Source organism: Methyloligella sp. GL2 (assembly GCF_013341275.1).
In the GTDB taxonomy this organism is placed as follows: Bacteria; Pseudomonadota; Alphaproteobacteria; order Rhizobiales; family Methyloligellaceae; genus Methyloligella.
Genome location: NZ_CP054476.1, coordinates 1,804,346 through 1,830,498, shown reverse-complemented (window position 1 = coordinate 1,830,498; position 26,153 = coordinate 1,804,346). Strand labels below are relative to the sequence as shown.

The 26,153-nt window shown below is 64.5% G+C and carries 26 protein-coding genes; 11 read left to right on the top strand and 15 right to left on the bottom strand.

All coding sequences use genetic code 11. From position 1 onward, the window contains the following. Window positions 1-116 precede the first annotated feature (116 nt). Window positions 117-2,303: a ComEC/Rec2 family competence protein gene (locus tag HT051_RS08660; protein ID WP_174541662.1), complete on the top strand. Its 2,187-nt coding sequence runs from the start codon at window positions 117-119 to the stop codon at window positions 2,301-2,303. 31 nt (window positions 2,304-2,334) lie between these two features. On the opposite strand, the gene lexA is transcribed toward HT051_RS08660, so the two are convergent. From lexA to HT051_RS08615, 9 genes are all read right to left on the bottom strand, one after another. After that, the gene (gene lexA, locus HT051_RS08655; protein WP_174541661.1) at window positions 2,335-3,039 is read right to left on the bottom strand and encodes a transcriptional repressor LexA; all 705 of its coding nucleotides are present in this window, start codon (window positions 3,037-3,039) and stop codon (window positions 2,335-2,337) included. A 198-nt stretch (window positions 3,040-3,237) separates the two neighbouring features. Then, window positions 3,238-4,437, bottom strand: coding sequence for a gephyrin-like molybdotransferase Glp (gene glp, locus HT051_RS08650; protein ID WP_174541660.1), 1,200 nt, complete (start codon window positions 4,435-4,437; stop codon window positions 3,238-3,240). A gap of 3 nt (window positions 4,438-4,440) precedes the next feature. Beyond that, complete coding sequence (gene moaC, locus HT051_RS08645) at window positions 4,441-4,941, bottom strand: cyclic pyranopterin monophosphate synthase MoaC (RefSeq protein ID WP_174541659.1); 501 nt, start codon at window positions 4,939-4,941, stop codon at window positions 4,441-4,443. After that, window positions 4,938-5,747 (bottom strand): indole-3-glycerol phosphate synthase TrpC, encoded by an 810-nt coding sequence (gene trpC / locus HT051_RS08640; protein ID WP_174541658.1) that lies wholly within the window; start codon window positions 5,745-5,747, stop codon window positions 4,938-4,940. The genes moaC and trpC overlap by 4 nt, the downstream gene beginning before the upstream one ends. Window positions 5,748-5,750: 3 nt before the next feature. Next, on the bottom strand, window positions 5,751-6,770 hold the full coding sequence (gene trpD, locus HT051_RS08635; protein WP_246810244.1) for an anthranilate phosphoribosyltransferase: 1,020 nt from the start codon (window positions 6,768-6,770) through the stop codon (window positions 5,751-5,753). A 22-nt stretch (window positions 6,771-6,792) separates the two neighbouring features. Further along, entirely contained in the window at window positions 6,793-7,413 is a 621-nt protein-coding gene (locus tag HT051_RS08630) for an aminodeoxychorismate/anthranilate synthase component II (RefSeq protein ID WP_174541657.1), read from the bottom strand. Between the two features lie 101 nt (window positions 7,414-7,514). Further along, window positions 7,515-8,054: a histidine phosphatase family protein gene (locus tag HT051_RS08625; protein ID WP_174541656.1), complete on the bottom strand. Its 540-nt coding sequence runs from the start codon at window positions 8,052-8,054 to the stop codon at window positions 7,515-7,517. Window positions 8,055-8,120: 66 nt separating this feature from the next. Then, window positions 8,121-9,683, bottom strand: a complete 1,563-nt coding sequence (trpE, locus tag HT051_RS08620; RefSeq protein ID WP_174541655.1) for an anthranilate synthase component I — start codon at window positions 9,681-9,683, stop codon at window positions 8,121-8,123. Further along, window positions 9,680-11,581 carry a SurA N-terminal domain-containing protein gene (locus tag HT051_RS08615; RefSeq protein ID WP_174541654.1) on the bottom strand — a complete coding sequence of 634 codons (1,902 nt, stop codon included), beginning with the start codon at window positions 11,579-11,581 and terminating at the stop codon, window positions 9,680-9,682. Before HT051_RS08615 ends, trpE begins: the two co-directional genes overlap by 4 nt. A gap of 377 nt (window positions 11,582-11,958) precedes the next feature. On the opposite strand from HT051_RS08615, the gene tpiA reads away from it, so the two are divergent. The 6 genes from tpiA to kdsA all read left to right on the top strand — a co-directional run bounded on the left by tpiA (window position 11,959) and on the right by kdsA (window position 17,424). Beyond that, window positions 11,959-12,678, top strand: a complete 720-nt coding sequence (gene tpiA, locus HT051_RS08610) for a triose-phosphate isomerase (protein WP_174542941.1) — start codon at window positions 11,959-11,961, stop codon at window positions 12,676-12,678. A gap of 242 nt (window positions 12,679-12,920) precedes the next feature. Further along, window positions 12,921-13,277, top strand: coding sequence for a hypothetical protein (locus tag HT051_RS08605; protein ID WP_174541653.1), 357 nt, complete (start codon window positions 12,921-12,923; stop codon window positions 13,275-13,277). Window positions 13,278-13,344: 67 nt separating this feature from the next. Next, window positions 13,345-13,704, top strand: a complete 360-nt coding sequence (secG, locus tag HT051_RS08600; protein WP_174541652.1) for a preprotein translocase subunit SecG — start codon at window positions 13,345-13,347, stop codon at window positions 13,702-13,704. Between the two features lie 88 nt (window positions 13,705-13,792). After that, the gene (locus tag HT051_RS08595; protein WP_174541651.1) at window positions 13,793-15,421 is read left to right on the top strand and encodes a CTP synthase; all 1,629 of its coding nucleotides are present in this window, start codon (window positions 13,793-13,795) and stop codon (window positions 15,419-15,421) included. Window positions 15,422-15,549: 128 nt separating this feature from the next. Beyond that, the gene (locus tag HT051_RS08590; protein WP_208454299.1) at window positions 15,550-16,494 is read left to right on the top strand and encodes an endonuclease/exonuclease/phosphatase family protein; all 945 of its coding nucleotides are present in this window, start codon (window positions 15,550-15,552) and stop codon (window positions 16,492-16,494) included. Window positions 16,495-16,566: 72 nt separating this feature from the next. Next, a complete protein-coding gene (kdsA, locus tag HT051_RS08585) occupies window positions 16,567-17,424 on the top strand; it encodes a 3-deoxy-8-phosphooctulonate synthase (RefSeq protein ID WP_174541649.1) in 858 nt (285 codons plus the stop codon). A 243-nt stretch (window positions 17,425-17,667) separates the two neighbouring features. Here kdsA and HT051_RS08580 read toward each other — a convergent pair whose 3' ends face one another. The 5 genes from HT051_RS08580 to HT051_RS08560 form a co-directional block, all read right to left on the bottom strand. Beyond that, the gene (locus tag HT051_RS08580) at window positions 17,668-18,654 is read right to left on the bottom strand and encodes a hypothetical protein (protein ID WP_174541648.1); all 987 of its coding nucleotides are present in this window, start codon (window positions 18,652-18,654) and stop codon (window positions 17,668-17,670) included. Between the two features lie 21 nt (window positions 18,655-18,675). Beyond that, on the bottom strand, window positions 18,676-19,125 hold the full coding sequence (gene queF / locus HT051_RS08575) for a preQ(1) synthase (protein WP_174541647.1): 450 nt from the start codon (window positions 19,123-19,125) through the stop codon (window positions 18,676-18,678). Between the two features lie 9 nt (window positions 19,126-19,134). Beyond that, window positions 19,135-19,524 (bottom strand): 6-carboxytetrahydropterin synthase, encoded by a 390-nt coding sequence (locus HT051_RS08570; protein ID WP_174541646.1) that lies wholly within the window; start codon window positions 19,522-19,524, stop codon window positions 19,135-19,137. Window positions 19,525-19,589: 65 nt separating this feature from the next. After that, on the bottom strand, window positions 19,590-20,225 hold the full coding sequence (queE, locus tag HT051_RS08565) for a 7-carboxy-7-deazaguanine synthase (RefSeq protein ID WP_174541645.1): 636 nt from the start codon (window positions 20,223-20,225) through the stop codon (window positions 19,590-19,592). A 182-nt stretch (window positions 20,226-20,407) separates the two neighbouring features. Continuing rightward, window positions 20,408-21,313, bottom strand: coding sequence for an AraC family transcriptional regulator (locus HT051_RS08560; RefSeq protein ID WP_174541644.1), 906 nt, complete (start codon window positions 21,311-21,313; stop codon window positions 20,408-20,410). Between the two features lie 225 nt (window positions 21,314-21,538). Here HT051_RS08560 and HT051_RS08555 point away from each other — a divergent pair, with 225 nt between their 5' ends. Further along, window positions 21,539-22,273 (top strand): SDR family oxidoreductase, encoded by a 735-nt coding sequence (locus HT051_RS08555; RefSeq protein WP_174541643.1) that lies wholly within the window; start codon window positions 21,539-21,541, stop codon window positions 22,271-22,273. Here HT051_RS08555 and queC read toward each other — a convergent pair. Next, window positions 22,270-23,010: a 7-cyano-7-deazaguanine synthase QueC gene (queC, locus tag HT051_RS08550; RefSeq protein ID WP_174541642.1), complete on the bottom strand. Its 741-nt coding sequence runs from the start codon at window positions 23,008-23,010 to the stop codon at window positions 22,270-22,272. The two genes, HT051_RS08555 and queC, sit on opposite strands and share 4 nt — an antisense overlap. Before the next feature lie 237 nt (window positions 23,011-23,247). On the opposite strand from queC, the gene eno reads away from it, so the two are divergent. From eno to pdhA, 3 genes are all read left to right on the top strand, one after another. After that, window positions 23,248-24,528 (top strand): phosphopyruvate hydratase, encoded by a 1,281-nt coding sequence (gene eno / locus HT051_RS08545; RefSeq protein ID WP_174541641.1) that lies wholly within the window; start codon window positions 23,248-23,250, stop codon window positions 24,526-24,528. A 62-nt stretch (window positions 24,529-24,590) separates the two neighbouring features. Continuing rightward, complete coding sequence (locus HT051_RS08540) at window positions 24,591-24,923, top strand: septum formation initiator family protein (protein WP_208454298.1); 333 nt, start codon at window positions 24,591-24,593, stop codon at window positions 24,921-24,923. A gap of 303 nt (window positions 24,924-25,226) precedes the next feature. After that, window positions 25,227-26,153 (top strand): pyruvate dehydrogenase (acetyl-transferring) E1 component subunit alpha, encoded by a 927-nt coding sequence (gene pdhA, locus HT051_RS08535; RefSeq protein ID WP_246810243.1) that lies wholly within the window; start codon window positions 25,227-25,229, stop codon window positions 26,151-26,153.

Here is a 26,153-nt window from a genome sequence, read left to right as displayed (position 1 = left end):
AGCCTAAGATGACAGATGGGGGTAGGGCCGGGGGCCGATGGAGGCGTATTTAGCATAGGGCGCCTGCCGGGGTAAGGGCAGGAAAGGGCGTTGCGGCCGCCCAGCTGAGGGGCGCGATGACCACTCGCGGGCTGGAACAGGAAACGGCGTTTTCGCCGGGGCATCGAAGCTTCGGCCTGGCCGGTTTTCGCCGCCTGGTGGGGACCCTGGAAGCCGAAGCCGCACGCCTGTTTCTTTGGCTTCCGGTGGTCTTCGGCGCTGGGATTCTCACCTATTTCTCGCTTTCGCAAGAACCGGGGATCTGGCTCGCCTCTCTTCTCACACTACTTGGCGCAAGTCTCCTGATCGCGCTTCGCAGGGCTCCGCTCGGCGCTGCAATCGGCATCGCGCTGCTCGGCTTCGCCCTCGGATTTGCCACCGCCAAACTGCGCACCGAGCTGGTGCGCGCGCCGGTCTTGGAGCGCGAACTCGCCTTCGTCGCCGTCACCGGCTGGATCGAGGGAATCGAACAGCGGCCGAATGGCAGAAGCCGGCTGACCGTGCGGCTCGTCTCGCTGGACCGGCTGCCGCAAGACGAAACGCCCTACCGCATCACCGCAACCACGGGAAGGGAGGCGGCAAGCGGCTTCGCCACCGGCGAGGCGGTGCGTTTTCGCGCTACGCTGATGCCGCCGCCGGCACCGGCAAGGCCCGGCGGCTTCGACTTTTCCCGTAAAGCCTGGTTCGAGCGCATCGGCGGCACCGGCTATGCTGTCAGCCGGGTAGAGAAGATCGCGCTTCAAACGCCGCTGCCCCTCACCATTCGCCTCTGGGCGGCCATCGACCGGGTGCGAAATGCGATCAATGCCAGGATCGCAGCCGCACTGCCGGGAGAGGAGGGTGGTCTTGCCATCGCACTGATCACCGGCGACCGCGGCGGTGTGCCGGACGAGGTGCAGCAAGCCATGCGCGACTCCGGCCTCGCCCATATTCTGGCGATCTCCGGCCTGCATATGATGCTGATGGCCGGCACCGTGTTCTGGGCCGCCCGGGCGCTGCTTGCCACGATCCCGTCTCTGGCCTTGCGCTTTCCCATCCGCAAATGGGCCGCCGGTAGCGCGCTCATCGCCGCGCTTGCCTATCTCGCGATTTCCGGCGCGGCGGTCCCGACCGTGCGCGCCTGGATCATGATGAGCATCGTGCTGCTTGCGGTGCTGCTGGACCGGCCGGCCATCACCATGCGCAACGTCGCCTTGGCCGCGCTGGCTATCCTGGCGGTGGCACCGGAATCGATTTTCCAGCCAAGCTTCCAGATGTCCTTTGCCGCGGTGGTCGCCCTGGTGGCGATCTATGAGACCCTATCCGCCCGGCGGGCCGCCAAGGCTGGAACCGATCTCCCTGATGTCAGCCCGCTCTGGCGGCATTTCCGCTTTGCCACGCTGCTGATCGCCGGCGCGGCGCTCACCACCATTGTCGCAGGCCTTGCCACATCGCCGTTTGCCGCCTTCCACTTTCACCGCATCGCCTATTACGGCCTCGCCGCCAATCTCCTGGCGACGCCGCTGATCAGTCTGCTGGTCATGCCTATGGCGCTGCTGGCGCTGATCGCCATGCCGTTCGGCCTGGAGGCCTTGCCTCTTGCCGCCATGGGATTTGGGCTGGAGCTCATGGTGAGCATCGGCAAGACGGTCTCCGCCTGGCCCGGCGCCGTCGATCGCGTGCCGGCAATTTCGGGGGTGAGCCTGGCACTGATCGCCATCGGCGCGCTCTGGCTTTGCCTGTGGACCAGAACCTGGCGCCTATTGGGCCTTGCCGCCATTGCCGGCGGGCTTCTCCTCGGCACCATGGCGGCACGGCCCGATCTCCTGATCGAGCGGGACGGGGAGGCGATTGCCGTCCGCAGCGCCAATGGGGAGCTCGCCCTGTCGCCCGGCAGCGAGCGCAATTACAGCGCCCAGAAATGGCTGGAGGCCGACGGCGACGACCGCAATCCGGCCTTCGCCGCCGCGAACGGCGCCTTCGCCTGCGATTCCCTCGGCTGCATGACGGAGGCCGCAGGCTTGCGCGTGGCCTATCTGAACCATCTGGCCGCGGCGGAAGAGGACTGCGCGCGCGCCACAATCGTCATCGCCGCGCTCTATCTGCCGCCGGCCTGCCGGACCCCACGCCTTGTCATCGACAAGGGGCGGCTCCGACGCGAAGGCGCCATGGCGGTCTATCTCAGTGACGATAGAGAAGGAGGATTAAGAGTGGAAACTGTGGCGGACGCCCAAGGCGATAGACCCTGGTCGCACTACGCCCGCATCAAAGATAAAAAACGCTAGGCCGCGCGAGGCGGTCCAGGAAAAACGGCGCCTAGTAGCGCCGCACCAAGCCGACCAGCCGGCCCTGCACCCGCACCCGATCCGGCCCGAAGATCCGGGTCTCGTAAGCGGGATTGGCGGCCTCCAGGGCGATGGAATCGCCGCGCCGGCGCAGCCGTTTCAGCGTGGCTTCTTCCTCGTCCACCAGCGCCACGACGATATCGCCGTTATTGGCATCGTCGCATTTGCGGATGACGACGATATCGCCCTCCAGAATACCGGCCTCGATCATCGAATCGCCCTTCACCTCGAGGGCGAAATGCTCGCCCTTGGAGAGAATATCTGGCGGCACGTCGATGGAATGGCTGCGGTGTTGAATCGCTTCGATCGGCACGCCGGCGGCAATCCGGCCCATCACCGGCACGCTGACCGTCTGGGGCAGGGCCTCGCCCTCATCCGCCTTCGGCACGCGGCCGAGGCTCCCCTCGATCACGCTCGGCGAAAATCCCTTCTGCCGGCCCGCGCCCAAGGGCTGCGGCACCGATTCGGGCAGGCGCAAAATCTCCAGCGCCCGTGCGCGATGGGGCAGGCGGCGCACGAATCCGCGCTCCTCCAGGGCCGTGATCAACCGGTGGATGCCCGACTTCGAGCGGAGATCCAAAGCCTCCTTCATCTCGTCGAAGGAGGGCGGAATCCCCGTCTCCTTCAGCCGCTCATGAATGAACATGAGGAGGTCTTTCTGTTTGGAAGTCAGCATATAGGCCCCTGAAAATTCCCCCGCCCGATCGTTAATCCTCGGGCCACCGCATTGGACAAAGCATGAACAACACTACATGTTCTAGTTGTGTTCCGCAAGGGCGGCGGCTGAAAAACCCGAAAACATCCGCCTGTTCCCGAAATGCTCTTCCGGTCTATGGGCTGATTCGGTTGCCGAGGCCTTAATAGGGGGCTGGGTCTACAGATCGAACGGCAGGATCGGCACGCGCGCGCCGCGCGCCGCTTTCGACGCATCCGGCGGGCGCACGATCAGACAATCGGCCTTGACCAGCGCCGCCATCAGCGAGCTGTCCTGGGAGGCAAGCGGACGCACCAGCCGCTCGCCGGCATCGTTCCATTGCGAGGTGGCCCGCATATAGTGCTGGCGCTCGCCATTGGCCTCCAAAGCCTCCGCCAGCCGCCCAACACAGGGCACCGCCGCCGGCTTCAGCCCCAGCAGCTTGTCGATCATCGGCTTCAGGAAGACCATGGCGCAGACCATCGCCGAGACCGGATTGCCGGGAAGTCCGAGCACCCGCTGCTTCTCCATCTTGCCGAACAGCAAAGGCTTGCCCGGCCGCATGGCGATCTTCCAGAAATCCAGCGTCATGCCTTGCGCCTGCAGCACCGGCCGCACCAAATCCCGGTCGCCGACAGAGGCGCCGCCGATGGTGACCAGGATATCGGCGTCTTTGCCGGCATTGACGAGGTCGGCGAGGCTGTCGGGGCGATCCTCAGCGATGCCCAGCACGCGGGCCTCGGCGCCGGCCTGGATCGCCAGAGCGCAAATCCCGTAAGGCACCGAGGAGATGATCTGATCCGGCGCCGGATCGAAGCCCGGCGGCACCAGCTCGTCGCCCGTTGCGATGATCGCGATCGACGGCTTTCGCCGCAGCTCCAGCTCCGCATTGTTGGAGGCGGCGGCCAGCATCATCTCCCGCGCGCCGAGCACCGCCCCGGCGGCAAGCACCGTCTCGCCCTCCTGGAAATCCTGTCCCATTTCCCGGATATGGCGGCGCGGTTCGGCGTCCTGGATCGTCACGGTCTCGCCGTTCCGCTCGGTATTCTCCTGCGGCACCACGCTGTCGGCACCGCTCGGCACCGGCGCACCGGTGAAGATACGCACCGCTTCGCCCGCCGCCACAGTGTGGTTATAGGCGCCGCCGGCGGCCGATTCGCCCACCAGCTGCAGCGAGACCGGAAGCGAAGCCAGATCCTCCGAGCGCACTGCGTAGCCATCCATCGCCGAAGAGTCGAAAGGCGGCTGGGTGAGGCTGGCCTGCACGGCAGCAGCCAGCACACGGCCTCTGGCAGCACCCAGCGAGGCGCGCTCGGCGGGCAGGGGCAGCAGCCCCTCCGTGACCTTGGCCAGCGCATCCTCGACCGGCAGCAATGCCATGACTTACTCCGCCGAGGGGCCCGGCACGGCCCGGTAATGGCCCGACCGGCCGCCGGATTTCTCCAGCAGGCGGATGTCGGAGATCGCCATGTTCCGATCCACCGCCTTGCACATATCGTAGATGGTGAGGCAGGCGACCGAGACTGCGGTCAGCGCCTCCATCTCTACGCCGGTTTTTCCGTCCACCTTGACCATGGCCTCCACGCGCAAAGCGCCCTTATCCCGGTCCATGGCGAAATCGACTGTCACTTGGTTCAGCATTAGCGGGTGACAAAGCGGAATCAACTCTTGAGTGCGCTTTGCCGCCATTATACCCGCAATACGAGAAGTCGCCAGCACATCGCCCTTCTGCGCCTTGCCGGCGGCGATCAGGTCGAGGGTCGAGGGCGCCATCAGCACCGTGCCCTCGGCAATGGCCATCCGCTTGGTCACGTCCTTGGCAGAGACGTCGACCATGCGGGCCTCGCCCCGCTCGTTGAGATGGGAGAATTCCGATCCGCTCATAGCGCCGCCTCCGCGCCATTGCCGCTCAGAAGCTTTCGGGTCGCCGCGGCCACATCCGCCTCGCGCATCAGGCTCTCGCCCACCAGGAAGGTCCGAATCCCCGCCGCCGCCAGGCGCACCAGATCGTCATGCACGAAAATGCCGCTCTCGCCGACGGCCAAAACACCGTCGGGGATCGACGGCGCCAGCGCCTCGCTGGTGGCCAGCGTCGTCTCGAAGGTCTTCAGATTGCGGTTGTTGATGCCGATCATCGGCGTATCCAGACGCAGGGCGCGCTTCAGCTCGGCCGCGTCATGCACCTCCACCAGCGTATCGAGGCCGAAAGCCTTCGCCGCCCGGATCAGGCTTCGCGCCGTCTCGTCGTCCACCGCAGCCATGATGATGAGAATGCAATCCGCCCCCCAGGCGCGCGCCTCCGCCACCTGATAGGGATCGAACAGGAAATCCTTGCGCAGGAGCGGGAGGCTCACCGCCTCCCGCACCTCGCGCAGATATTGCGGACTGCCCTGGAAGGAGGGCGCGTCGGTCAGCACCGAAAGACAACTCGCCCCGCCGGCCTCATAAGCCTTGGCCAGGGAGACAGGGTCGAAATCCTCCCGGATCACGCCTTTGGAGGGGCTCGCCTTCTTGATCTCGGCGATCAGTGCGAAACCGTGTTCGGCGCCGATTTTCAGCCGGTCGGCGAAGGGGCGGGGCTCTGGCGTGGCTTCCGCCCGCTTGCACAGCGCATCGAAGCTCTCGCGCGCCTTGGCGGCGGCGACCTCCTCGCGCTTATAGGCCATGATCTTATCGAGGATATCGGCCATGACTTAACGCTCGCCCTGGCTAACGGCGATCAGCTTCTCCAGCACCGCCTTGGCCGCACCGCTATCGATGGCTTCCGCCGCCATGGCGACGCCCTTCTGCAGCGAGTTCGCCTTGCCGCCCACCATTAGCGCCGCGCCGGCATTGAACAGCACGATATCGCGGAACGGCCCCGCCATGCCTTCCAGCACGGCGCGCAGATGGGCGGCGTTCTCCGCCGCATCGCCCCCGATCAGATCTTCGGGCTTGGCCTCGGGCAGGCCGGCGTTCCGCGGCGAGACCTTGAAGCTCGTCACCTTGCCGCGATCCAGCGCCGAGACATAGCTGACCGTGGTGGTGGTGAGCTCGTCCAGCCCATCGGCGCCATGCACCACCCAGGCGCGCTTCAGCCCCAAGATGCCGAGCACCTCGGCCATCGGCTCCACCCAATCCTTCGAGAACACGCCGATCAGCTGATATTGCGTGCTCGCCGGATTGGCGAGCGGCCCCAGCAGATTGAAGATGGTCCGAATGCCGAGCTCGGCCCGCACCGGCGCCACATGGCGCATGGCGGCATGATGGGCGGGCGCGAACATGAAGCCGATCCCGGCCTCTTCGATGCAGCGGCTGACGGCTTCGGGCTCAAGCTCGATATCGACGCCGAGCGCGGCCAGCACATCCGCCGAGCCGGATTTGGAGGAGACCGAGCGGTTGCCGTGCTTGGCGACGGGAAGCCCGGCGCCGGCCACCACGAAGGCCGAGCAGGTGGAGATATTGTGGGTGCCCTTGGCGTCGCCGCCCGTGCCGCAGGTGTCGATGGCGCCTTCCGGGGCTTCGACTTTCCGCACCTTGGCCCGCATCGCCCGCGCCGCGCCGGCGATCTCGTCCACCGTCTCGCCGCGCATGCGGAGCGCCATTAAAAACGCCCCCATCTGTGCAGGGGTGGCTTCGCCGGACATCATCAGACCGAAGGCGTCCGCCGCCTCGAGCCGCGTCAGGCTCTCGCCCGCCGAAACCTTGGCGATGGCCTGTTTCAGGTCGGCGATGCTGGGGATTTCGGCGACCGCTTCAGACGGCACCGACCCGGTCCTTGGACAACGTCTCGCGCCCGCGCCGCTCGACCCTGGCAAGGTCGAGGAAATTGGCGAGCAGCTTATGGCCGTGCTCCGAGGCGATGCTCTCAGGGTGGAACTGCACCCCATGCACCGGAAACTCTTTGTGCTGCACGCCCATGATAATGCCGTCGGCGGTCTCCGCGGTGATCTCCAGCACATCGGGAAGGCTCTCCCGCTCGATCATCAAGGAGTGATAGCGGGTGGCGGAGAAATCCTGCGGCAGGCCTGCGAATAGCCCCCGGTCCTGGTGATGCACGGTGGAAAGCTTGCCGTGCATCAAGACCGGCGCGTTCACCACCTTGCCGCCATAGGCCTGGCCGATGGCCTGATGCCCGAGGCAAACCCCGAGGATCGGCACTTTGCCGTCGGCCTGTTTGATCAGGTCCAGGCAGATCCCCGCCTCGTTCGGCGTGCAGGGACCGGGCGACAGCACGATCGCCGCCGGGTTCTCGGCCAAGACCTCCTCGACGGTGATCTTGTCGTTGCGGTAGACGCGGCAAGGCGCGCCCAGCTCGCCGAGGAAATGGACGAGATTGTAGGTAAAACTGTCGTAGTTATCGATCAGCGTCAGCATAACTTGGGCTTAGGCCTGCATTCCTTATCCGTCAAGATAAGGCGACTGCCAGGGTCAATTTCGAGAGCTTGCGGCGCCAGGCCTCACCTGCGGGAAACCCCTCACGGGTCGATGGGCGAGGGGATCAGCCCCAGATCGCTGGGCACTAGGAACAGCGCCAACTCGCCCTTGCGGTAATCGACATCCAGCCAATCGCCGGTCTGGAAGGTCAGCACCACCAGACCACAGGTCGGCAGCTTGGCGCTCAGCCGGTCGCGGGCAAGCTGCGGCCCGCTGCCGGTCAGATCGTAAGCCAGCTCGTGGAAGCCGGGATTATGCCCCACCATCATCAGATGCCCGGTGGAGGGCGCCTGATCCTGGATCAGCGCCAGCAGCGTCTCCGGCGCGGCATTGTAGATCGCCTTCTCGTAGCGGACCTCCGGCTTCGGCTCCAGAAACGGCGCCACCAGATCGTAGGTCTCGCGCGTCCGCCGCGCCGTGGAGCACAGCACCAAATCGGGGATCAGCCCGCGATTGGCGATCGCCTCGCCCATCACCGGCGCCGCCTCGCGTCCGCGCGACGAAAGGCTCCGCTCCGCATCGGAAACGGACGGATTCTTCCAGCTCGATTTGGCGTGACGCAGAAGGCTTAAAATGAGCATGGCACGAGGTCGAGCGAAGGCGTTGCACCGAACGGGATCTGCGGACGCCGGACGCGCAATGCCACGTTAGCTTCCTCGCTTGGCCCGTTCCGAGAAGCGTACAGCTTCTTCCGCCGCTTGGAAGAGGGCTTTCGCCTTATTTACGCATTCGGCCTGTTCGTTTTCCGGCACCGAATCGGCAACCAGCCCGGCGCCGGCCTGGACATACATCTTGCCGTCCTTGACCACCGAAGTGCGCAGCACGATGCAGCTATCCATCTCGCCGCCGGCGGAGAAATAGCCGACGCAGCCGGCATAAGGCCCGCGCTTCTCGTCCTCCAGCTCGTCGATGATCTCCATCGCGCGGACTTTCGGCGCGCCGGAGACCGTGCCGGCAGGAAAGCCCGCCATCAGCGCATCGACCGCGTCGTAGTCGGAGGACAGCTTGCCCTGCACATTGGAGACGATGTGCATCACCTGGCTGTAATACTCCAGGAAGAAGCTGTCGGTGACCTCCACCGTGCCGACCTCGGCGACCCGCCCGACATCGTTGCGCCCGAGATCGAGCAGCATCAGATGCTCGGCCCGCTCCTTGGCATCGGCCAGCAGCTCTTCCGCCAGCGCCTTATCCTCGTCCGGCGTCTTGCCGCGCGGCCGGGTGCCGGCGATGGGGCGGATGGTGGCGACGCCGTCGCTGACCCGCACCAAAATCTCCGGGCTGGAGCCGACCACGGCGAAATCGCCGAAATTCAGATAATAGAGATAGGGCGAGGGGTTCACCCGACGCAGCGCCCGGTAAAGCGCGAAGGAGGGCAGCGGGAAGGGCGCCTCGAAGCGCTGGCTCAGCACCACCTGAAAGATATCGCCGGCGGTGATGTACTCCTTGGCGCGCTCGACCTTCTGCATATAGGCCTCCGGCGCCGTCACCGGGACTGGCTCCGGATGCACGCCTTCGGTCTCCGGCGCCGGCATATGCGGCAGCGGCTGCTCCAAACGGTTTAGCGCCTCGTCCAGCCGCGCGGCGGCAGCGTCATAGGCGGCGCGCGGCTCCACACCGTCCGCAGGGCGCACCGGCGTGACCACGATCATCTCGTCGCGCACCGAATCGAACACCACGATCAGCTTCGGCCGCACCATCAGCGAGGTAGGAAGGCCCAGCGGATCGGGCTTGTCGTTGGGAAGATTTTCGACCAGCCGCACCGTGTCGTAGCCCATATAGCCGAACACTCCGGCCGCCATCGGTGGCAGCTCGGCGGGAAGGGCGATCTTGGACTCGGCCAGCAGCGCCCGCAGCGAATCCAAAGGCGGCAAGCTTTCCGCCTCGAACTCACCGGTCTCCGGATCGCGGCAGATCGTGGCGCTCTCGCTCTCGGCCCGCCAGATCGCGTCAGGATCGCAGCCGATGATGGAATAGCGCCCGCGCGCCGCGCCCCCTTCCACCGATTCCAGCAGGAAGCTGTTGGGCCGTTCATGGGCGAGCTTGAGAAAGGCGGAAACCGGCGTTTCCAGATCGGCGACCAGCCGGGTCCAGACCACCTGTGGCGTTCCCGCCTCATAGCTTTTCGAGAAGGCGTCAAAGCCGGGCTGGACCGCAGCGGAACCGGCCGCGTTTCCGGGCGCCTGAGCCGCCGCGGTCAGCCGATCGCTCATGGCTGGCCTTCGGATCCGGTGAGCCGGCCGATCACGGCGGTGTTCACGCTCACGTTGTAGCGGTCCTGCAGCGCATCGAAATACTGCGCCAGCACATCGTCGCTGACATAGAGCTTCAAACGCTGCTCGAGCTGCGCCTTGGCCGGTGCCGGCAGCGGCTCGGCCGGATGGATCGCATCCACCTGGAAGATGATGCGCGCGCCCTGGACGCCGGCCTCGGCCGAGCCGAACCCTTTCGCGGGCAGGGCGAAGGCCTGCTTGACCGCGGGCGGCAGCACGTTCAGCGCGATGCCGGTCCGCTTCAGCGGAACCGTGGTCTCGACGTCGGTGCCGATCTCCTTCGCCACATCCTGGAACGACTTTCCGGTCTTCAGCTCGTCGACCATCTTGTCGGTGAAGGCGGCTAGCCGCGCCTGGCGGTCGTCGCGGCGCCACAGCTTGGCGGCATCGTCCTTGACCTGATCGAAAGGCTTCACCTGCTGCGGCGTGATCTCGGCCACCTCATACCAGAAGAAGCCATCGTCGCCGGCATCGATCGGATCGTTTTCGATCCCCACATCGGAGGCGAAGGCGTCGCCGAGCAGCTTGTCCTTGTCCGGAATATCGGCGACCGGCTTACCGTCCGGGGCATTACCCTGGCGGCTCACCTGATCGATCACCCGATATTTGAGCCCAAGCTTCTTGGCCACCTCGGCCAAGGTGGCGCCGGAGGCCCGCTCGTCTTCGATCTTGTCGTGCAGGTCGAGAATGGCGTTCTCGGCGCGGTCGGCGAGCAGCGCTTTCTCGATCTCCGGCTTGGCCTCCTCGAAGGTGGACTCCTTGCCCGCGATGACATTGCTCACGCGCAGAAGCGCGATGGCGCCGAGCTGGCCCTTGACCGGCTCGCTGACCTTGTTCTCCTCCAGCGCGAACGCCTTGTCGGCCAGCACCTTGTCGGCCATCTGATCGTGCGCCAGCACGCCGAGATCGATATCGGTGCTGTCGAGATTCTGCGCCTTCGCGATGGCTTCGAAATCCTCACCGCCCTGGATCTTGTCGTAGGCCTCTTGCGCGGCTTCCTCGCTGGGGAAGGAGATCTGCCAGATATGGCGCTTCTCCGGCTTGTCGAACTTCGCCTTCTCCGCCTCGTAGGTCTTCTTCAGCTCGTCCTCGCTGAGATCGACCTGGTCCTTCACCGTCTGCGGCGTGACCGACAGGATGCCGATCTTGCGGAATTCCGGATCGGTGAACACCGCAACATGGTTGTCGTAATAGGTCTTCAGCTCGGTCTCGGTCGGCTCCGGCGAGGCCGGCACCGAATCCTCCGGCACCAGCATGTAGCGCAGCGTGCGGGTCTGGTTGTTGTAGGTGTCGAGCGCGTTGATCAGCACCTCCGGCACGGTGATGCCCTCGCCCAGGGTGGACAAAAGCTGGCGGCGCAGATTCCGCTGCCGCTGGGTCTCCAGGAATTCCTGCTCGCTCATGCCGATAGCGCGCAGCACCTGCTGGAACATGGCTGGGCTGAACTGGCCCGACGAATCCTGCAAACCCGGATCCTTCATGATCTCCTTGAGCAGCGCATCGTCCGAAATGCCAAGATGCAGCGCCTGGGCGTGACTATCCACCGCCGCGCCGCCGATCAGCTGATCCATCACCCGTGAATCCAGCCCCATGCCGCGCGCCTGCTGCAAGGTCAGCCGCTCGCCTGCCTGTTGGCTCATGGACTGCACCACCTCGCGCTGCACGCGAAGATATTCCTGCGGGTCCACCTCGATATCGCCGACCTTGACCACGGTCTGGCTGCCATAGCCGGTAAAGATGTCGGCGATGCCCCACACGGCGAAGCTGATCACCAGGAGGCCGATCAGGATCACGCCGAACATACGGCCGGCGCCTTTGCGCAACGTATTCAGTGCCACAGGTTCAAACCTTCCTTTGGGAGCGCTCGCCGCGAAGGCTGGAAAGCGCCGGCAGTCGAGTTTCCTCTGCCCTGTTCGTTCTGTCTCGTTTCTTATCGTCTTCGGCCCGCCCGGTTTCCACGCCAGAAGCGCCGAATGCAAGCGCAATCTTTGGACATTCCGGGGAGGCGGCGGCATCATAGGTAGCAAGCCGCGGGCCGGCAAGACGAAGGCGTAAAGCCAAGAAGCCGTTAAGAGGCCATTCAAGCCCATGCCGCTGACCCGCAGAATCGGACACCGTTTCCGAAGATAGACCGAGCGAAAGAGAAGGCGCGCAGAACGCGCCGGACCGGAGAGGGGGGCACGTGGTGAGACCGTTGGTTGCGGGCAATTGGAAGATGAACGGGCTCGGCGCCTCGCTAAGCGAGTTGCGCAGCCTCTCCGATCTTCTGACCAAGCAAGCGGTGCCAAACGCCGACATCATGATCTGCCCGCCGGCAACGCTGCTCTCCCGCGCCCGCGACGCGCTGTTCGGCGCCCCCGTCGCCCTTGGCGCCCAGGACTGCCATACCGGGATCGCCGGCGCCCATACCGGCGATATCTCCGCCGAGATGCTGTCCGATGCCGGCGCCGAGGCGGTGATCGTCGGCCATTCGGAGCGCCGCAGCGACCACGGCGAAACCGACGCGCTGGTGGCGAAGAAGGCCGCAGCCGCCCATCGGGCCGGGCTCACCGCCATTGTCTGCGTCGGAGAAACCGAAGCCCAGCGGAAGGACGGCATCACCCTGGATATCGTCGGCGGCCAGCTCGCCGGCTCGCTGCCCGAGGGCGCAACCGCCGCCAATACCGTGATCGCCTATGAGCCGGTCTGGGCCATCGGCACCGGCCTGACGCCGACCTTGGAGGACGTCGCCGAGGTGCATGGCTTCATCCGTAAGCAGCTCATCGCCAAGCTCGGCGTGGAGCAGGGGAGTGCCGTGCGCATCCTCTATGGCGGCTCGGTGAAACCGTCCAATGCCGCCGAGCTCCTGGCCGTCGACGACGTCAACGGCGCCCTGGTCGGCGGCGCCAGCCTCAGGGCCGACGATTTCTATGGCATTCTGGCAACTTATGCCTAAAAACCGTTAACCGGAGCCCGTTTCGGCGCTGCTGCGCAGTTGGCAAGCGCCCGATTCTTCGCCATGCTCCGCTTTGGTTGCAGAGATCGGCCGCGAATTTTGGCGGCCGGAGGGGCCTGATCTTACACAGCTCTTATCAAGGCAGCGGTCTGAACTCGGACGCGGCTCTTTGAGACCAGCCAACTCTGAGGCGATTTTCCGCGGAACGCTTTTCGATGTTGCGACACTGCGCTTTGGCCGTTTTGACGCTTGCTTTGGCCCTGCCATGCATGGGCAGCGCCTCCGCCATGCCGCTCGACAAGGAATCCTGCAAGGAGCTGAAGGCCCAGCACGACAAGCAGCTGACCCCAGAAATCGAGGACGCCTTGGCCCGCGGCCCCGACTGGGTGAAAGAGCATCTCGACGTCGCCAAGCTGGATATGGTCCGCGAATATCTGGAGCTTGAGGCGAAAATCGAGTTCCAATGCCGCACCGGCCGCTACATCACCGATTACAATAATTACATGCCGATGCCTCTGCGGCGCCCCGAGCCGCCGAAGATGCAAGCCGAAAACCAGGTGAAGGCCTCAGTCACCACTAGCCAAGCGCGCGCCAATTAGCTAAGACCCTGGCAAATTCGAAGCGTTAGACGCGGCCCCATTCGGGAGACCGCCGGAAACCTGATTCATGAGCACAGTTCTACTGGTCATTCATCTGATGGTCGCAGCGGCGCTTGTCGTCGTCATCATGCTGCAGCGCTCCGAGGGCGGTGCCCTCGGTATCGGCGGAGGCGGCGGCGGTGGAGGCGGCGGCGGCTTCATGAGCGGCCGCGCGGCGGGCAATGCCTTGACCCGCGCCACGGCGGTCCTGGGCGCGGCCTTCTTCGCAACCAGCCTGCTGCTCACGATTCTCGCCGGCCATCAGGGCGGAAGCTCGCTCATTCCGGGCGCCGATTCCGACCTTCCGGCGCTTCCCTCCAGCGCAGCTCCGGCCACCGCGCCGGCGCCCGATCTTCCGGCAACGCCGACCCCGCCGCAATCCGAGTAGGCTTGCGGCAACTTTGCGCGGAATGGCCGGTGGATTTACGGCCGTTTCCGCTACGACTCATTTCAATTCCGGTGTATGTTCGAGGCCCATGGCGCGGTACATATTCATTACCGGCGGCGTGGTTTCTTCCCTCGGCAAGGGTCTTGCCTCGGCTGCCCTCGGTGCATTGCTTCAGGCGCGCGGCTATAAAGTCCGCCTACGCAAGCTCGATCCCTATCTGAATGTCGATCCGGGGACTATGAGTCCCTATCAGCACGGCGAGGTCTTCGTCACCGATGACGGTGCCGAAACCGATCTCGATCTCGGCCATTACGAGCGCTTCACCGGCCGCCCGGCGAGCCAGGCCGACAACATCACCACCGGGCGCATCTACCAGAACATCCTCGCCCGCGAGCGCCATGGCGACTATCTCGGCGCCACCGTGCAGGTGATTCCCCATGTCACCGACGCCATCAAGGAGTTCATCACCTCCGGCAATGAAGGCGTCGATTTCGTGCTTTGCGAGATCGGCGGCACGGTCGGCGATATCGAGGGCCTGCCGTTCTTCGAGGCGATCCGCCAGCTTTCCAACGAGCTGCCGCGCGGCGATTCGATCTTCATCCATCTGACGCTGGTGCCGTTCATCCCCAGCGCCGGCGAGCTGAAGACCAAGCCGACCCAGCATTCGGTGAAGGAGCTGCGCTCCATCGGCATCCAGCCCGACGTACTGCTCTGCCGCTCGGACCGGGAGATCCCGGAGGACGAGCGCCGCAAGATCGCACTGTTCTGCAATGTCCGCCCCGAGGCGGTGATCCAGGCGCTGGACGTCAGCAGCATCTACGACGTGCCCGCCGCCTATCATAGGGAAGGGCTCGACCGCGAGGTTCTGGAGGCATTTGGCATCGACGATGCCCCGCCGCCCAATCTCGACAAATGGACCGAGATCTCCAACACCATCGCCAACCCGGACGGCGAGGTCACCATCGCCGTCGTCGGCAAATATACCGGCATGAAGGACGCCTATAAGTCCTTGAGCGAGGCGCTGGTCCATGGCGGCATCGCCAACCACGTCACTGTCAATCAGCGCTGGATCGAGAGCCAGATCTTCGAGAAGCAGGACGCCGCCGCCTATCTGGAGGATGTGCATGGTATCCTGGTCCCCGGCGGCTTCGGTGAGCGCGGCGCGGAAGGCAAGATCGAGGCGGCGCAATTCGCCCGTTCCCGCAATCTTCCCTATTTCGGCATCTGCTTCGGCATGCAGATGGCGGTAATCGAGACCGCTCGGCATCTCGCCAATATCCCCGAGGCAAGCTCCACCGAATTCGGCCCGACCTCGGAACCGGTCGTCGGCCTGATGACCGAATGGATGCGCGGCGAGGAACTGCAGACCCGCAAGACCGGCGGCGATCTCGGCGGCACCATGCGGCTTGGCAGCTATGACGCGGTGCTCGCCGGCGGCAGCAAGGTGGCCGAGATCTATGGCGGCACCCAGATCGCCGAGCGCCATCGCCACCGCTACGAGGTGAATATGCGCTACCGCAATGCGCTGGAGGCGGCAGGCTTGCGCTTCTCAGGCCTCTCACCCGATGGCCTGCTGCCGGAGATCGTCGAGATTCCGGAGCATCGCTGGTTCGTCGGCGTGCAGTTCCACCCGGAGCTGAAATCCCGCCCCTTCGCCCCGCACCCGCTCTTCGCCTCCTTCATCGAGGCCGCGGTGGAGCAGAGCCGGCTGGTTTAACCCCCAGCCGACACCTAAAGGCTCGCCTATCCGCAGAAATAGTGTAACCTCTCTCTGCAACCATAGAGGGAGGGCGCGTCATGTCAGGTCCGCTACGGCCATTCGATGGCACTGACACGCCCCCGGCCGTGACCGCCGAAATCCTCGCCTTACGTGAAGCGCTCGACGCCACCATTCCCCCCAAGCGCGACGGCGTCCCTAATCTCCTTATCGCCACCTGGAATCTGAAGGCGTTCAGCTCGCTCTCCGATGTCTGGACCGCGGGCGCAGACGACTCGCCGAAACGCGACTGGCGCGCCTTATGGGCGATCACCGAAATCGTCTCGCGTTTCGATGTGATCGCCATCCAGGAGGTGAAGGGCGATCTGAAAGCGCTCCGCACCATGCTCAAGACGCTCGGGCGGGACTGGCAGCTTCTGATGACCGACGTCACCCGCGGCACTGCGGGCAATAACGAGCGCCTGGCCTTTCTGTTCGACTCACGCCGGGTCGGTCTGTCGGGACTGGCCTGCGAGCTGGTCGTGCCGGAGGAGGAGCTCAACGATATCTCCCCGGATGCGCTGACCACCCAGTTCGCACGCACCCCTTATGCCGTAGGCTTTCGCGCCGGCGACATCACCTTCGTGCTGGTCACGCTGCACGTCCTCTATGGCGACGACGTCCTCGGCCGCGTTCCGGAATTACGGGCCATCGCCAAGTGGATGGCGGATTGGGCCGAGCAAACCACAGAGTGGGAACAGAATCTGATCGTGCTCGGCGACTTCAATATCGAGCGCCACGATTCGCCGCTCTGGCGGGCTTTCAGCGATACCGGCCTCACCGTTCCAAGGGACTTGGATGAGGTCATGCGCTCGATCTTCGCCAAGGACGGCGCGAAGAAGGATCACTATTACGACCAGATCGCCTGGTTCGAAGAGGGCAACAAGCGGCTGCTCAATCTGAACCACACCAAGGCCGGCAGCATCGATTTCGTCCCGCTGCTCTATCGCGATATCGACCTGCCCAAGGCGCAAATGCAGCACCGGGTCTCCGATCACTACCCGCTTTGGGTCGAATTCGTCCCCGATCATTAAGCCTCCATTGGGACCGAAGGCCGCCTAATTGCCATCTCGACTTTCCGCGCCGATTGATGGCAGAAAGCGCGCATGGCTCTGTTCAAGAATTCTCCCCACAAGACCGTCGCCGTCGGCAAGGCCGATTTCGACAACACCAAGCCCTTCGCCCTGATCGCCGGTCCCTGCCAGATGGAGAGCCGCGATCACGCCATGGAAATGGCCACGGCGCTGAAGGAAATGGCCCAGCGCCTGGATATCGGCCTGGTCTACAAGTCGTCCTTCGACAAGGCGAACCGCACGAGCGCGTCAAGCGCCCGCGGCATCGGGCTGGAGAAGGCGCTGCCGATCTTCGCCGAGATTCGCGAGAGCCTGGATCTTCCGGTTATCACCGACGTACACGAGCCGGATCAATGCGCCGCGGTCGCCGAGGCGGTGGATGTGCTGCAGATTCCGGCCTTCCTCTGCCGCCAGACCGACCTTCTTCTCGCCGCCGCCGAAACCGGCAAGGCGGTCAATGTCAAGAAGGGCCAGTTCCTGGCGCCGTGGGACATGAAGAACGTCATCGCCAAGCTCTGCGACGCCGGCAATCAGAACGTGCTGCTGACCGAGCGCGGCGTCTGTTTCGGCTACAACACGCTGGTTTCCGACATGCGTAGCCTGCCGATCATGGCCGAGACCGGCGCCCCGGTGATCTTCGATGCCACCCATTCGGTGCAGCAGCCAGGCGGGCAGGGCACTTCCACCGGCGGCGAGCGACGCTTCGTGCCCGTGCTGGCGCGGGCCGCCGTTGCGGTCGGCGTGGCGGGCCTGTTCATCGAGACCCATCAGGACCCCGACAGCGCACCGTCCGACGGCCCCAACATGGTGCCGCTGAAAGAGCTCGAGCCGCTGCTCGCCGAGCTCATTGCCATCGATTATCTGGTGAAGACGCCCCGGGACGAGGGCTAGCGGCGAGGGCGAGGCGGCAGCGCACCCGCGCGAGACTTCCAGCGCCGAAACAGGACCCCCCTCTGGCTCCCCCCTTTTAGGGGGGAGGAACGATGCCGCACGGTCTCCCTCCACCTAAAAGGGGGAGAGCCAGGGTGGGGGTCGGATTGCGTGGTGAACCGAGACGCCTCATCCGTCATCGCCCGGCTTACGCCGGGATGACGCCCGTCGTATCAGCAGACCGAAAGCCTCGTCGCCGTCCAGCTAAAGCACGCCCGGCGGGATCAGCGAGCGGGAATCGGCATTCCAGCGCCACAGATTCTCGTCCGTGAGCCGGGTGCCGCCCCACCAGCGGTCCATGGTATTCTCCGCATAGCGATCTTCCTCGGCCGCCAGCACCGCCTTGCCGAACTCGGTCAGCTCCACCGTGCTCTGCAGATAGACCTGCGTCGCAGTCGCGTCGTCCGGCCCCGCGAACGCGTTCTCGAGCCCTTCGACCAGCGGCGTCTCGCCGAACGCCAAGCCGTCCAGCAAGGCCCAAAAACTCCAATCCCCCATGAACATCGCCTCTTCCTGGCGCTGGGAAAGGGCGAACATCTGCGGCGGGTTCAGTGGGGTCGTCAGCAGCGGCTGCAGCATCTGCCGCTCGGTGCGGTTCAGCCCGCGCTGATCGGGCAGCTCTTCCAGCATGCGCAGCACGGCGGGCTTCAGATAAGGCAGCGCATCGTCGGTCCGATGCATTAGCTCGGCCCATTCCTCCGGCGTATCGGAGCGGAACGCCGCCCAGGCCAGCGCCGCCAAGGAGAGCTGCTCGTCGGTCACCGGCTGTTCGGAAGCGCGAAAATCCGGAATATCCTCCGGCGTCAGCGTGCCGAGGAAGGTGGAGGACTGCACCAGCAGCAGCTTGCCGGGCTCGGGCGGATGCGCCTCGAACCAATCGAGAATCTGCAACAGCTGCAGCTGGTCGAACAGATCGTGCTCGAACCACAGCGCCACCCGGTCGAACACTTCGGAGACCGCCAGCCCCCGGTCCCGCGCCTCGAAATCGTTGCGCAGCTGCTCCGACGTGCCCCAGCCGCGGCTGGCAAGAAAATCGGCGCGGATGGCGCTCAGCTCGTCCAGATCCTCGGTAAAGGGAACCGGACCGTCATGCAGCACATCGCGCCACGGCAGAATCTCCGCCCCGGCAATGCTCCGGCGCAAAAGCTCGCCGGCGGCATCGCCATTGGTGATGATCAGATCGTGTTCCATAAAACCTCAAGCGGGAAAGTCTCAGCCGCGCCCCCGATAGGGCGCAACGCCTTGATCCGGCACCCATAGCCCGTCGGGCAAAACGCCATCCTGCCAGAACACGTCGATGGGGATGCCGCCGCGCGGATACCAATAGCCGCCGATGCGGAACCAGCGCGGCGCGATCTCAGAAACGATGCGCTTGCCGATAGCGACGGTGGTGTCCTCGTGGAAGGCGCCGTGATTGCGGAAGCTGGCGAGATAGAGCTTCAGCGATTTGGATTCGAGCAGCCAATCGCCCGGCAGGTAATCGATGACGAGATGGGCGAAATCCGGCTGCCCCGTCACCGGGCAAAGACAGGTGAATTCCGGGCAGGTGAAGCGGGCGAGATAATTCGTGCCCGCATGCGGATTGGGCACCCGCTCCAGCACCGCTTCATCCGGGGAGGCGGGAAGCGGCGTCTGACTGCCAAGCTGGCTCAGATCGGCCATAAGACGATCCTACTCCGCCGCCAAAGGGCGTTCTGTGGGGCGCGGGCCGGAATAGAGACAGCCCTCATGGCAGCTGTCGCGGAAAATACCGACCTCGGCCAGGCCCGGCAGCCGGTTGTCCAGCCTGTCCCACAGCCACATGGTGATGTGCTCCAGGGTCGGCTTCTCCAGACCTTCCACCTCGTTCAGTAGCCGATGATCCAGGGCGTCGCGCGCATCCGCGATTGCCGCCTCCAGCTCGTCGAAATGCACGATCAGCCCGGTATCGGCACCCGGCATCCCGTCGATCGAGATCCGCACGCGGAAAGAATGGCCGTGGATCCGCGAATTCGGATGGCCCTCCGGTGCGCTCGGCAGAAAGTGCGCCGCCTCGAAATAGAATTCCTTATAGATACGCATGGCCGCTGTTTATGGGATTTCTTAAGCCCAAGCCAGAGGCAAAGGGCGATTATCGCTAAGCAGAATTAGCGCAGTCCCAACACTTTATGGGTCTGCACGCTTAAGCGCCATTTGGGATGGGCGAGGCAATAGTCAACCGCCGCCTGCATATTGGCGGCCTGGGCCGGCCCATCCATCGGCTGCAGCAGAAAATGGCTGAAGCACAACGCCTCCACCGTCTCCGGCAGCAGGGCGCTTTGCGGATAGACCAGCTTCAGCTCATCGCCCGAGCGCTGAGTCAGCTTCGCGCCGGCTTTCGGCGAAACGCAGATCCAGTCGATGGCGCGCGGCACCGGCAGGCTGCCATTGGTCTCGATGGCGATCTCGAACCCGGCCGCGTGCAGGGCCTCGATCAGGGCCTCGTCCACCTGCAGCATCGGTTCGCCGCCCGTCAGCACTACGAAAGGCGGCGTGCCGGAATTGCCTTTCCAGGCCGCCTTGCAGGCTTCCGCCAGAGCAGGGGCCTGCTTGAACTTGCCGCCGCCCGGCCCATCGGTGCCGATGAAGTCCGTATCGCAGAAATCGCACACGGCCGTCGCCCGGTCCTGCTCGCGGCCGGACCACAGATTGCAGCCGGCAAAGCGGCAGAACACGGCCGGCCGGCCGGTTTGCACCCCTTCGCCTTGCAGCGTGTAATAGATCTCTTTGACGGCGTAAGTCATCTCGGGCGGAAATTGGCGATTTCGCGTGAGTTGCGCAAGGTAGAACGTCGGCGTCGGCGCTTCGCTGCGGAGTCATTCCGACGTAAGTCGGAATCCAGCAACCAACGATGGAAAACCCGCTGGATACCGGCTTTCGCCAGTATGACGCCGTCGCCTCTCGCTTTCACACGTCACGCCACGCCTCAAGCCGCGACCAGACCTGGCGGCAGCTCGCGCAAGCGCTCGATATCCCGCTGCGGCGGCAATCCGAACAAGCGGCGATATTCGCGGCTGAATTGCGACGGGCTGCTATAGCCCACATCGAAGCTTGCCGTGGCGGCATCGCGCTCGCCGATCAACATTAGCCGGCGGGCCTCCCGCAAGCGGAGCTCCTTCTGATATTGCAGCGGGCTCATCGTGGTCACCGCCTTGAAATGGCTATGCAGCGCCGATGCGCTCATGCCGGACATCGCCGCCAGATCGTCGATACGAAACGGCTCGGCGTAATGCTCCCGGATCCATTGAATGGCTCGGTTGATCCGCTGCAGCCGGCTATCGGCCAGGGCAATCTCGCGAACCCGGGCGCCTTGCTCGCCTTGCAGCAGCCGGAACAGGATTTCGCGCTCGGCGAGCGGTGCCAGCACCGGAATATCCTCCGGCGCGGCAAGCAGCTTCAGCAGCCGCACAACCGCATCGGTGAATTCCGGCGTGACCGTGCTCACCGCAAGGGCAGGGGCCGGCGCTTGCGGCCGCGCAGTCCCATTCGCCTCATCGAGCAGCAGGCTGGCCAACGTCTCCCGGTCCAGATGGAGCACCACGCAAAGATACGGCTTTTCCGGGCTCGCCTCGATGATCTGCCCGATCGCCGGCACATCTACGGAGATGACAAGGAATTTGTTCTCGTCATAGGTGAGCACCTGGTCGCCGAGCAAAGCCCGCTTAGAGCCTTGCGCAATGATGCATAGAGCAGCCTCAAAAACCCCATGCAGCGGCATGGTAGCCATCTCGCTGCGGACCAGCGCCAGCCGGGGGATCGGCGTGGGGTTCACCCCGTCTCGCTTGGCGTATCGATCAATAAGCGCTGCGAATTCCGTTTGCTCGCCAGACATTTCAAATTCCTTCAAACACCCGGTTTTCCAGGCCGTTCATGCTCCGCCTATCTACGTGCGCAATCTTATCATGCCAAGACCGCCGCAGGCCGGAAACGCGTTTCTTGGAGGATTAGGCAAGAGACCCGGAGCATCATTCTACCGTTCGCGAACCTTTGGCCGTCATTGTCTCTTTTAGTCGAACGCGGGGGCGCCCCGCCTCGTGACCAAAGGAGAATTCCCCCTATGAGCAATATCGCAGGAAAATCCGTCGCCATTACCGGCGCTAGCTCCGGCATCGGCGAGGCCATTGCCTGCCATCTCGCCGCGCTCGGCGCCCATGTGATGCTCGGCGCCCGCCGCGAGGACCGGCTAAAAGCGCTGGTCGAGGAAATCCAAGCTGAGGGCGGCACCGCCGCTTACCGGACCGTCGACGTCACCGACCGCGAAGCGGTCGAGGCCTTCGTCAATGCCGCCAACAAGGAATTCGGCAAGCTCGACGTCATCATCAACAATGCGGGGCTGATGCCGCTCTCGCCACTCACCGCCCTCAAGGTAGATGAGTGGGACCGCATGGTCGACGTCAACATCAAGGGCGTGCTCTACGGCATCGCCGCGGCGCTGCCGATCATGAAGTTCCAGGGCTCCGGCCAGGTGATCAACGTCTCCTCCGTCGCCGGCCATGTCGTCTTCCCCACCAGCGCGGTCTATTGCGCCACGAAATTCGCCGTCCGCGCGCTGACCGAGGGGCTGCGTCAGGAAAATCAGGATATCCGGGCCACCATCATCTCGCCCGGCGCGGTCGAATCGGAGCTGCCCAATACCATCACCGATGAGGAAACCGCGAAGATGGTCGACGGCTTGCGCGATCTTGCCATCCCCGCCCAGGCGATTGCGGAAGCGGCGGCCTACGCCATCGGCCAGCCCGACAATGTCGATGTGAACGAGCTGATCGTCCGTCCCACGGTGCAGCCGCTCTAGCCTGCATCGCGGGCATTGCCCAAGTCCTGCCACTCCGCAAATCCCCTAGCCCGGAGTTGGCAGGCTGGGCATTCCCCGCAGCCATAGCCCCAATCGTGGCGGGTCTGATGATCGCCGCGATAGCAGGTGTGGCTCAGCTCGACGATGAGATCGACGAGGAGAGGGCCGCCGAGCTCGTCGGCCAGAGCCCAGGTTTCCGCCTTGGTCAGCCACATCAGCGGCGTCTCGAGGGTGAAATCTTCCTCGGTGCCGAGCCGCAGCGCCTGCTGCAGCGCCTGCAGGGTCTCGTTGCGGCAGTCCGGGTAGCCGGAATAGTCGGTCTCACACATCCCACCGACCAGCACCTTCAGCCCGCGCCGGTAGCCGAGCGCCGCCGCATAGGTGAAGAACAGAAGATTGCGGCCAGGCACGAAGGTGCTGGGAAGCCCGTTCTCCATCATGACGATCTCGGCATCGCCCGTCAGCGCCGTCTCGCTGATCTCGCCCAACGCCTTGAGATCCAGCATATGGTCGGGGCCGAGCTTTGGCGCCCAATCGGGAAACGCCTTCGGCAATGCCTCCAGAAGCTTTGCCCGGCAGGAAAGCTCCACCTCGTGGCGCTGGCCGTAATCGAAGCCGACCGTCTCCACCCGGTCGTAGCGGGACAGTGCGTGCGCCAGGCACACGGTCGAATCCTGCCCGCCGGAAAACAGCACCAAGGCCGCTGTCTCGCCGGTGTTACCTGCTGTTACAGACATGTCGCATCCTGCATCTATGAACGCCGTCGAAGGCCGCAAAGCTCTTTGTGCAAAAGCATCGCCGAATTCGCCGGCAAATGCATCACGCCCGCAGAAGCGACGTAACAACGCGCTTTCGCTTTATCCGGGCCTTTGTTAAGAGGGCTTGAACTGACCTTTCGCGTGAACACTCGCGCGTTCAATCACGAAATTCCAAGCCCGTCTCCGATTCTGGCTTTTTGAGAGCGAGGAAACGCCATGACCGCTATCTCAACCGTGCACGCCCGCGAAATCCTCGATAGCCGCGGCAACCCCACCGTCGAAGTCGATATCACCCTGGACGATGGCGCCTTCGGACGGGCCGCCGTGCCCTCGGGCGCCTCCACCGGCGCCCATGAGGCCCACGAGCTGCGCGACGGCGGCTCCCGCTATCTCGGCAAGGGCGTGACCAAGGCGGTTTCCGGCGTCAATGACGAGATCGCCGCCAAGCTGAAGGGCAAGGACGCCTTCGACCAGAAGGCCGTCGACGATTTTCTCTGCGAGCTCGATGGCACCGACAATAAGGGCCGCCTCGGCGCCAACGCCATTCTCGGCGTCTCCCTGGCCCTGGCCAAGGCGGCCGCGGCCGCCAAAGGCGAGCCGCTCTACCGCTATCTCGGCGGCGCCGACGCCAATCTGCTGCCGGTGCCGATGATGAACATCATCAATGGCGGCGCCCATGCCGATAACCCCATCGACGTGCAGGAATTCATGATCATGCCCATCGGGGCGGACCGCTTCTCCGAGGCGCTTCGCTGCGGTGCGGAGATCTTCCATGCGCTGAAGAAGGAGCTGAAGGCCGCCGGCCACAACACCAATGTCGGCGACGAGGGCGGTTTCGCCCCCAATCTCGGATCCACCCGCGAAGCGCTGGACTTCGTCGTGGGCGCCATCGAGAAGGCCGGCTACAAGCCGGGCGAGGATGTCTATCTCGCCCTCGACGTGGCCGCGACCGAGTTCTACGAGAACGGCGAATATAATCTGGCCGGCGAAGGCAAGATGCTGGATGCCGCCGGCATGGCCGAATATTACGGCGAACTGGTCGCCAATTATCCGATCTTCTCCATCGAAGACGGCATGGCCGAGGACGATTGGGACGGCTGGAAGGCGCTGACCGTACTGCTCGGCGACAAGGTCCAGCTGGTCGGCGACGATCTCTTCGTCACCAATGTCACCCGGCTGAAGCAGGGCATCGACCAGGGCATCGCCAACTCCATTCTGGTCAAGGTGAACCAGATCGGAACCCTGACCGAGACCCTGGATGCGGTGAAGATGGCCCACGATGCCGGCTACACCGCGGTGATGTCTCACCGCTCCGGCGAAACCGAGGACGCGACAATCGCCGATCTCGCCGTCGCCACGAGCTGCGGCCAGATCAAGACCGGCTCGCTGGCCCGCTCCGACCGCATCGCCAAGTACAATCAGCTGCTCCGCATCGAGGAGCAGCTTGGCACCGCCGCCCGCTACGCCGGAAAATCGATCCTCAAGCGCGGCCGCTAACCAGGGCTTAACGCCTCCTCCCCGATGCTGCCGATTCGCGCAAATCGGGGAGGGTGTCCGCCTTGGCACTGCATGTTCGCTCGCTGATCTTTCCGCTCATCGCTTGCGGGATCGGCGCCTATTTCGGCTATAGCCTGCAAAGCGGCGACCACGGGCTGAAGGCCCGGGCCGAGCTGCAGTCGCGCAAAGACGTGCTGGACGGCGAGCTGGCGGGACTGCAAGAGGTGCGCAAGCGCCTGGAGCGCGACGTCGCCTTGCTGCGTCCCGAGAGCCTCGATCCCGACATGCTGGACGAGCGCGCCCGTGCGATCCTCAATCTCGCCCATAAGGACGAGATCGTGATGCTGAAGCGAAAGCCGCCCACCGCCGAGCTGATGCCGCGCTCCGAGCGCTGAGCCGGACGCACGCGTCATGCGGCGTTTTCCCTATGAATCATCGGCCGCTTATCTGGCGAGGGCTCGGCGAACCGTGCTAGCTTTGCCTCTGGTGCAGACAAGCAGACGGAGGCCCGCTTGAGCACTGAAGGCCACGGCGAAAAACCGATCCCGCGCTTCCTGTCGCAAGACCAGGACGACGCCTCGCCCATGCCCGCCGACACCAGCAATGGCGAAGCGGTCGGCGAGGGTTTGGCGCAGGAGATCGCCGACAAGGTGATCACCAAGCAAGCCCATGAGAGCGAGCTCGACGCCTATCGCGCCATGCTGCTGATCCGCCGCTTCGAGGAGAAGGCCGGCCAGCTCTACGGCATGGGCCATATCGGCGGCTTCTGCCATCTCTATATCGGCCAGGAGGCCATCGTCACCGGCATGCGCCAGGTGATGGAAGACGGCGACCAGATCATCACCGCCTATCGCGATCACGGCCATATGCTGAGCTCCGGCATGGAGCCAAAATACGTCATGGCCGAGCTCACCGGCCGCAGCCATGGCTATGCCAAGGGCAAGGGCGGCTCGATGCATATGTTCTCGGTGGAGCGCGACTTCTATGGCGGCCACGGCATCGTCGGCACCCCGGCGCCGCTCGGCACCGGCATCGCCTTCGCCAATCACTATCGCGACAATGGACGCATCTGCGTCACCTTCTTCGGCGAAGGCGCGGCCAATCAGGGCCAGGTCTATGAGAGCTTCAATATCGCCTCGCTATGGAAGCTTCCCGTCGTCTATGTGATCGAGAACAATCGCTACGCCATGGGCACCGCGGTGGAGCGCGGCAGTGCCAATGCGCATCATCTCTATAACCGCGGCTCGGCCTTCGGCATTCCCGGCGAGCAGGCCGACGGCATGAACATCCACGCCGTGCGCGCCGCCGGAAAACGCGCCATGCAGCATACCCGCTCCGGCGCCGGCCCCTACATCATCGAGATGCTGACCTATCGCTATCGCGGCCACTCCATGTCGGATCCGGCCAAGTACCGCACCCGCGAGGAGGTGCAGGATATGCGCGAGCATCACGACCCCATCGATCTCCTCGGCAAGCATCTGGTCGAGACGGGCGAGGCCACCGAGGCCGATCTGAAATCCATCGACAAGGAGATCCGGGCGCTTGTCGGCGAGGCGGCGGATTTCGCGCTGCAAGATCCGGAGCCCGATCCGGACGAGCTCTACACAGACGTATTGGTGTCCTGA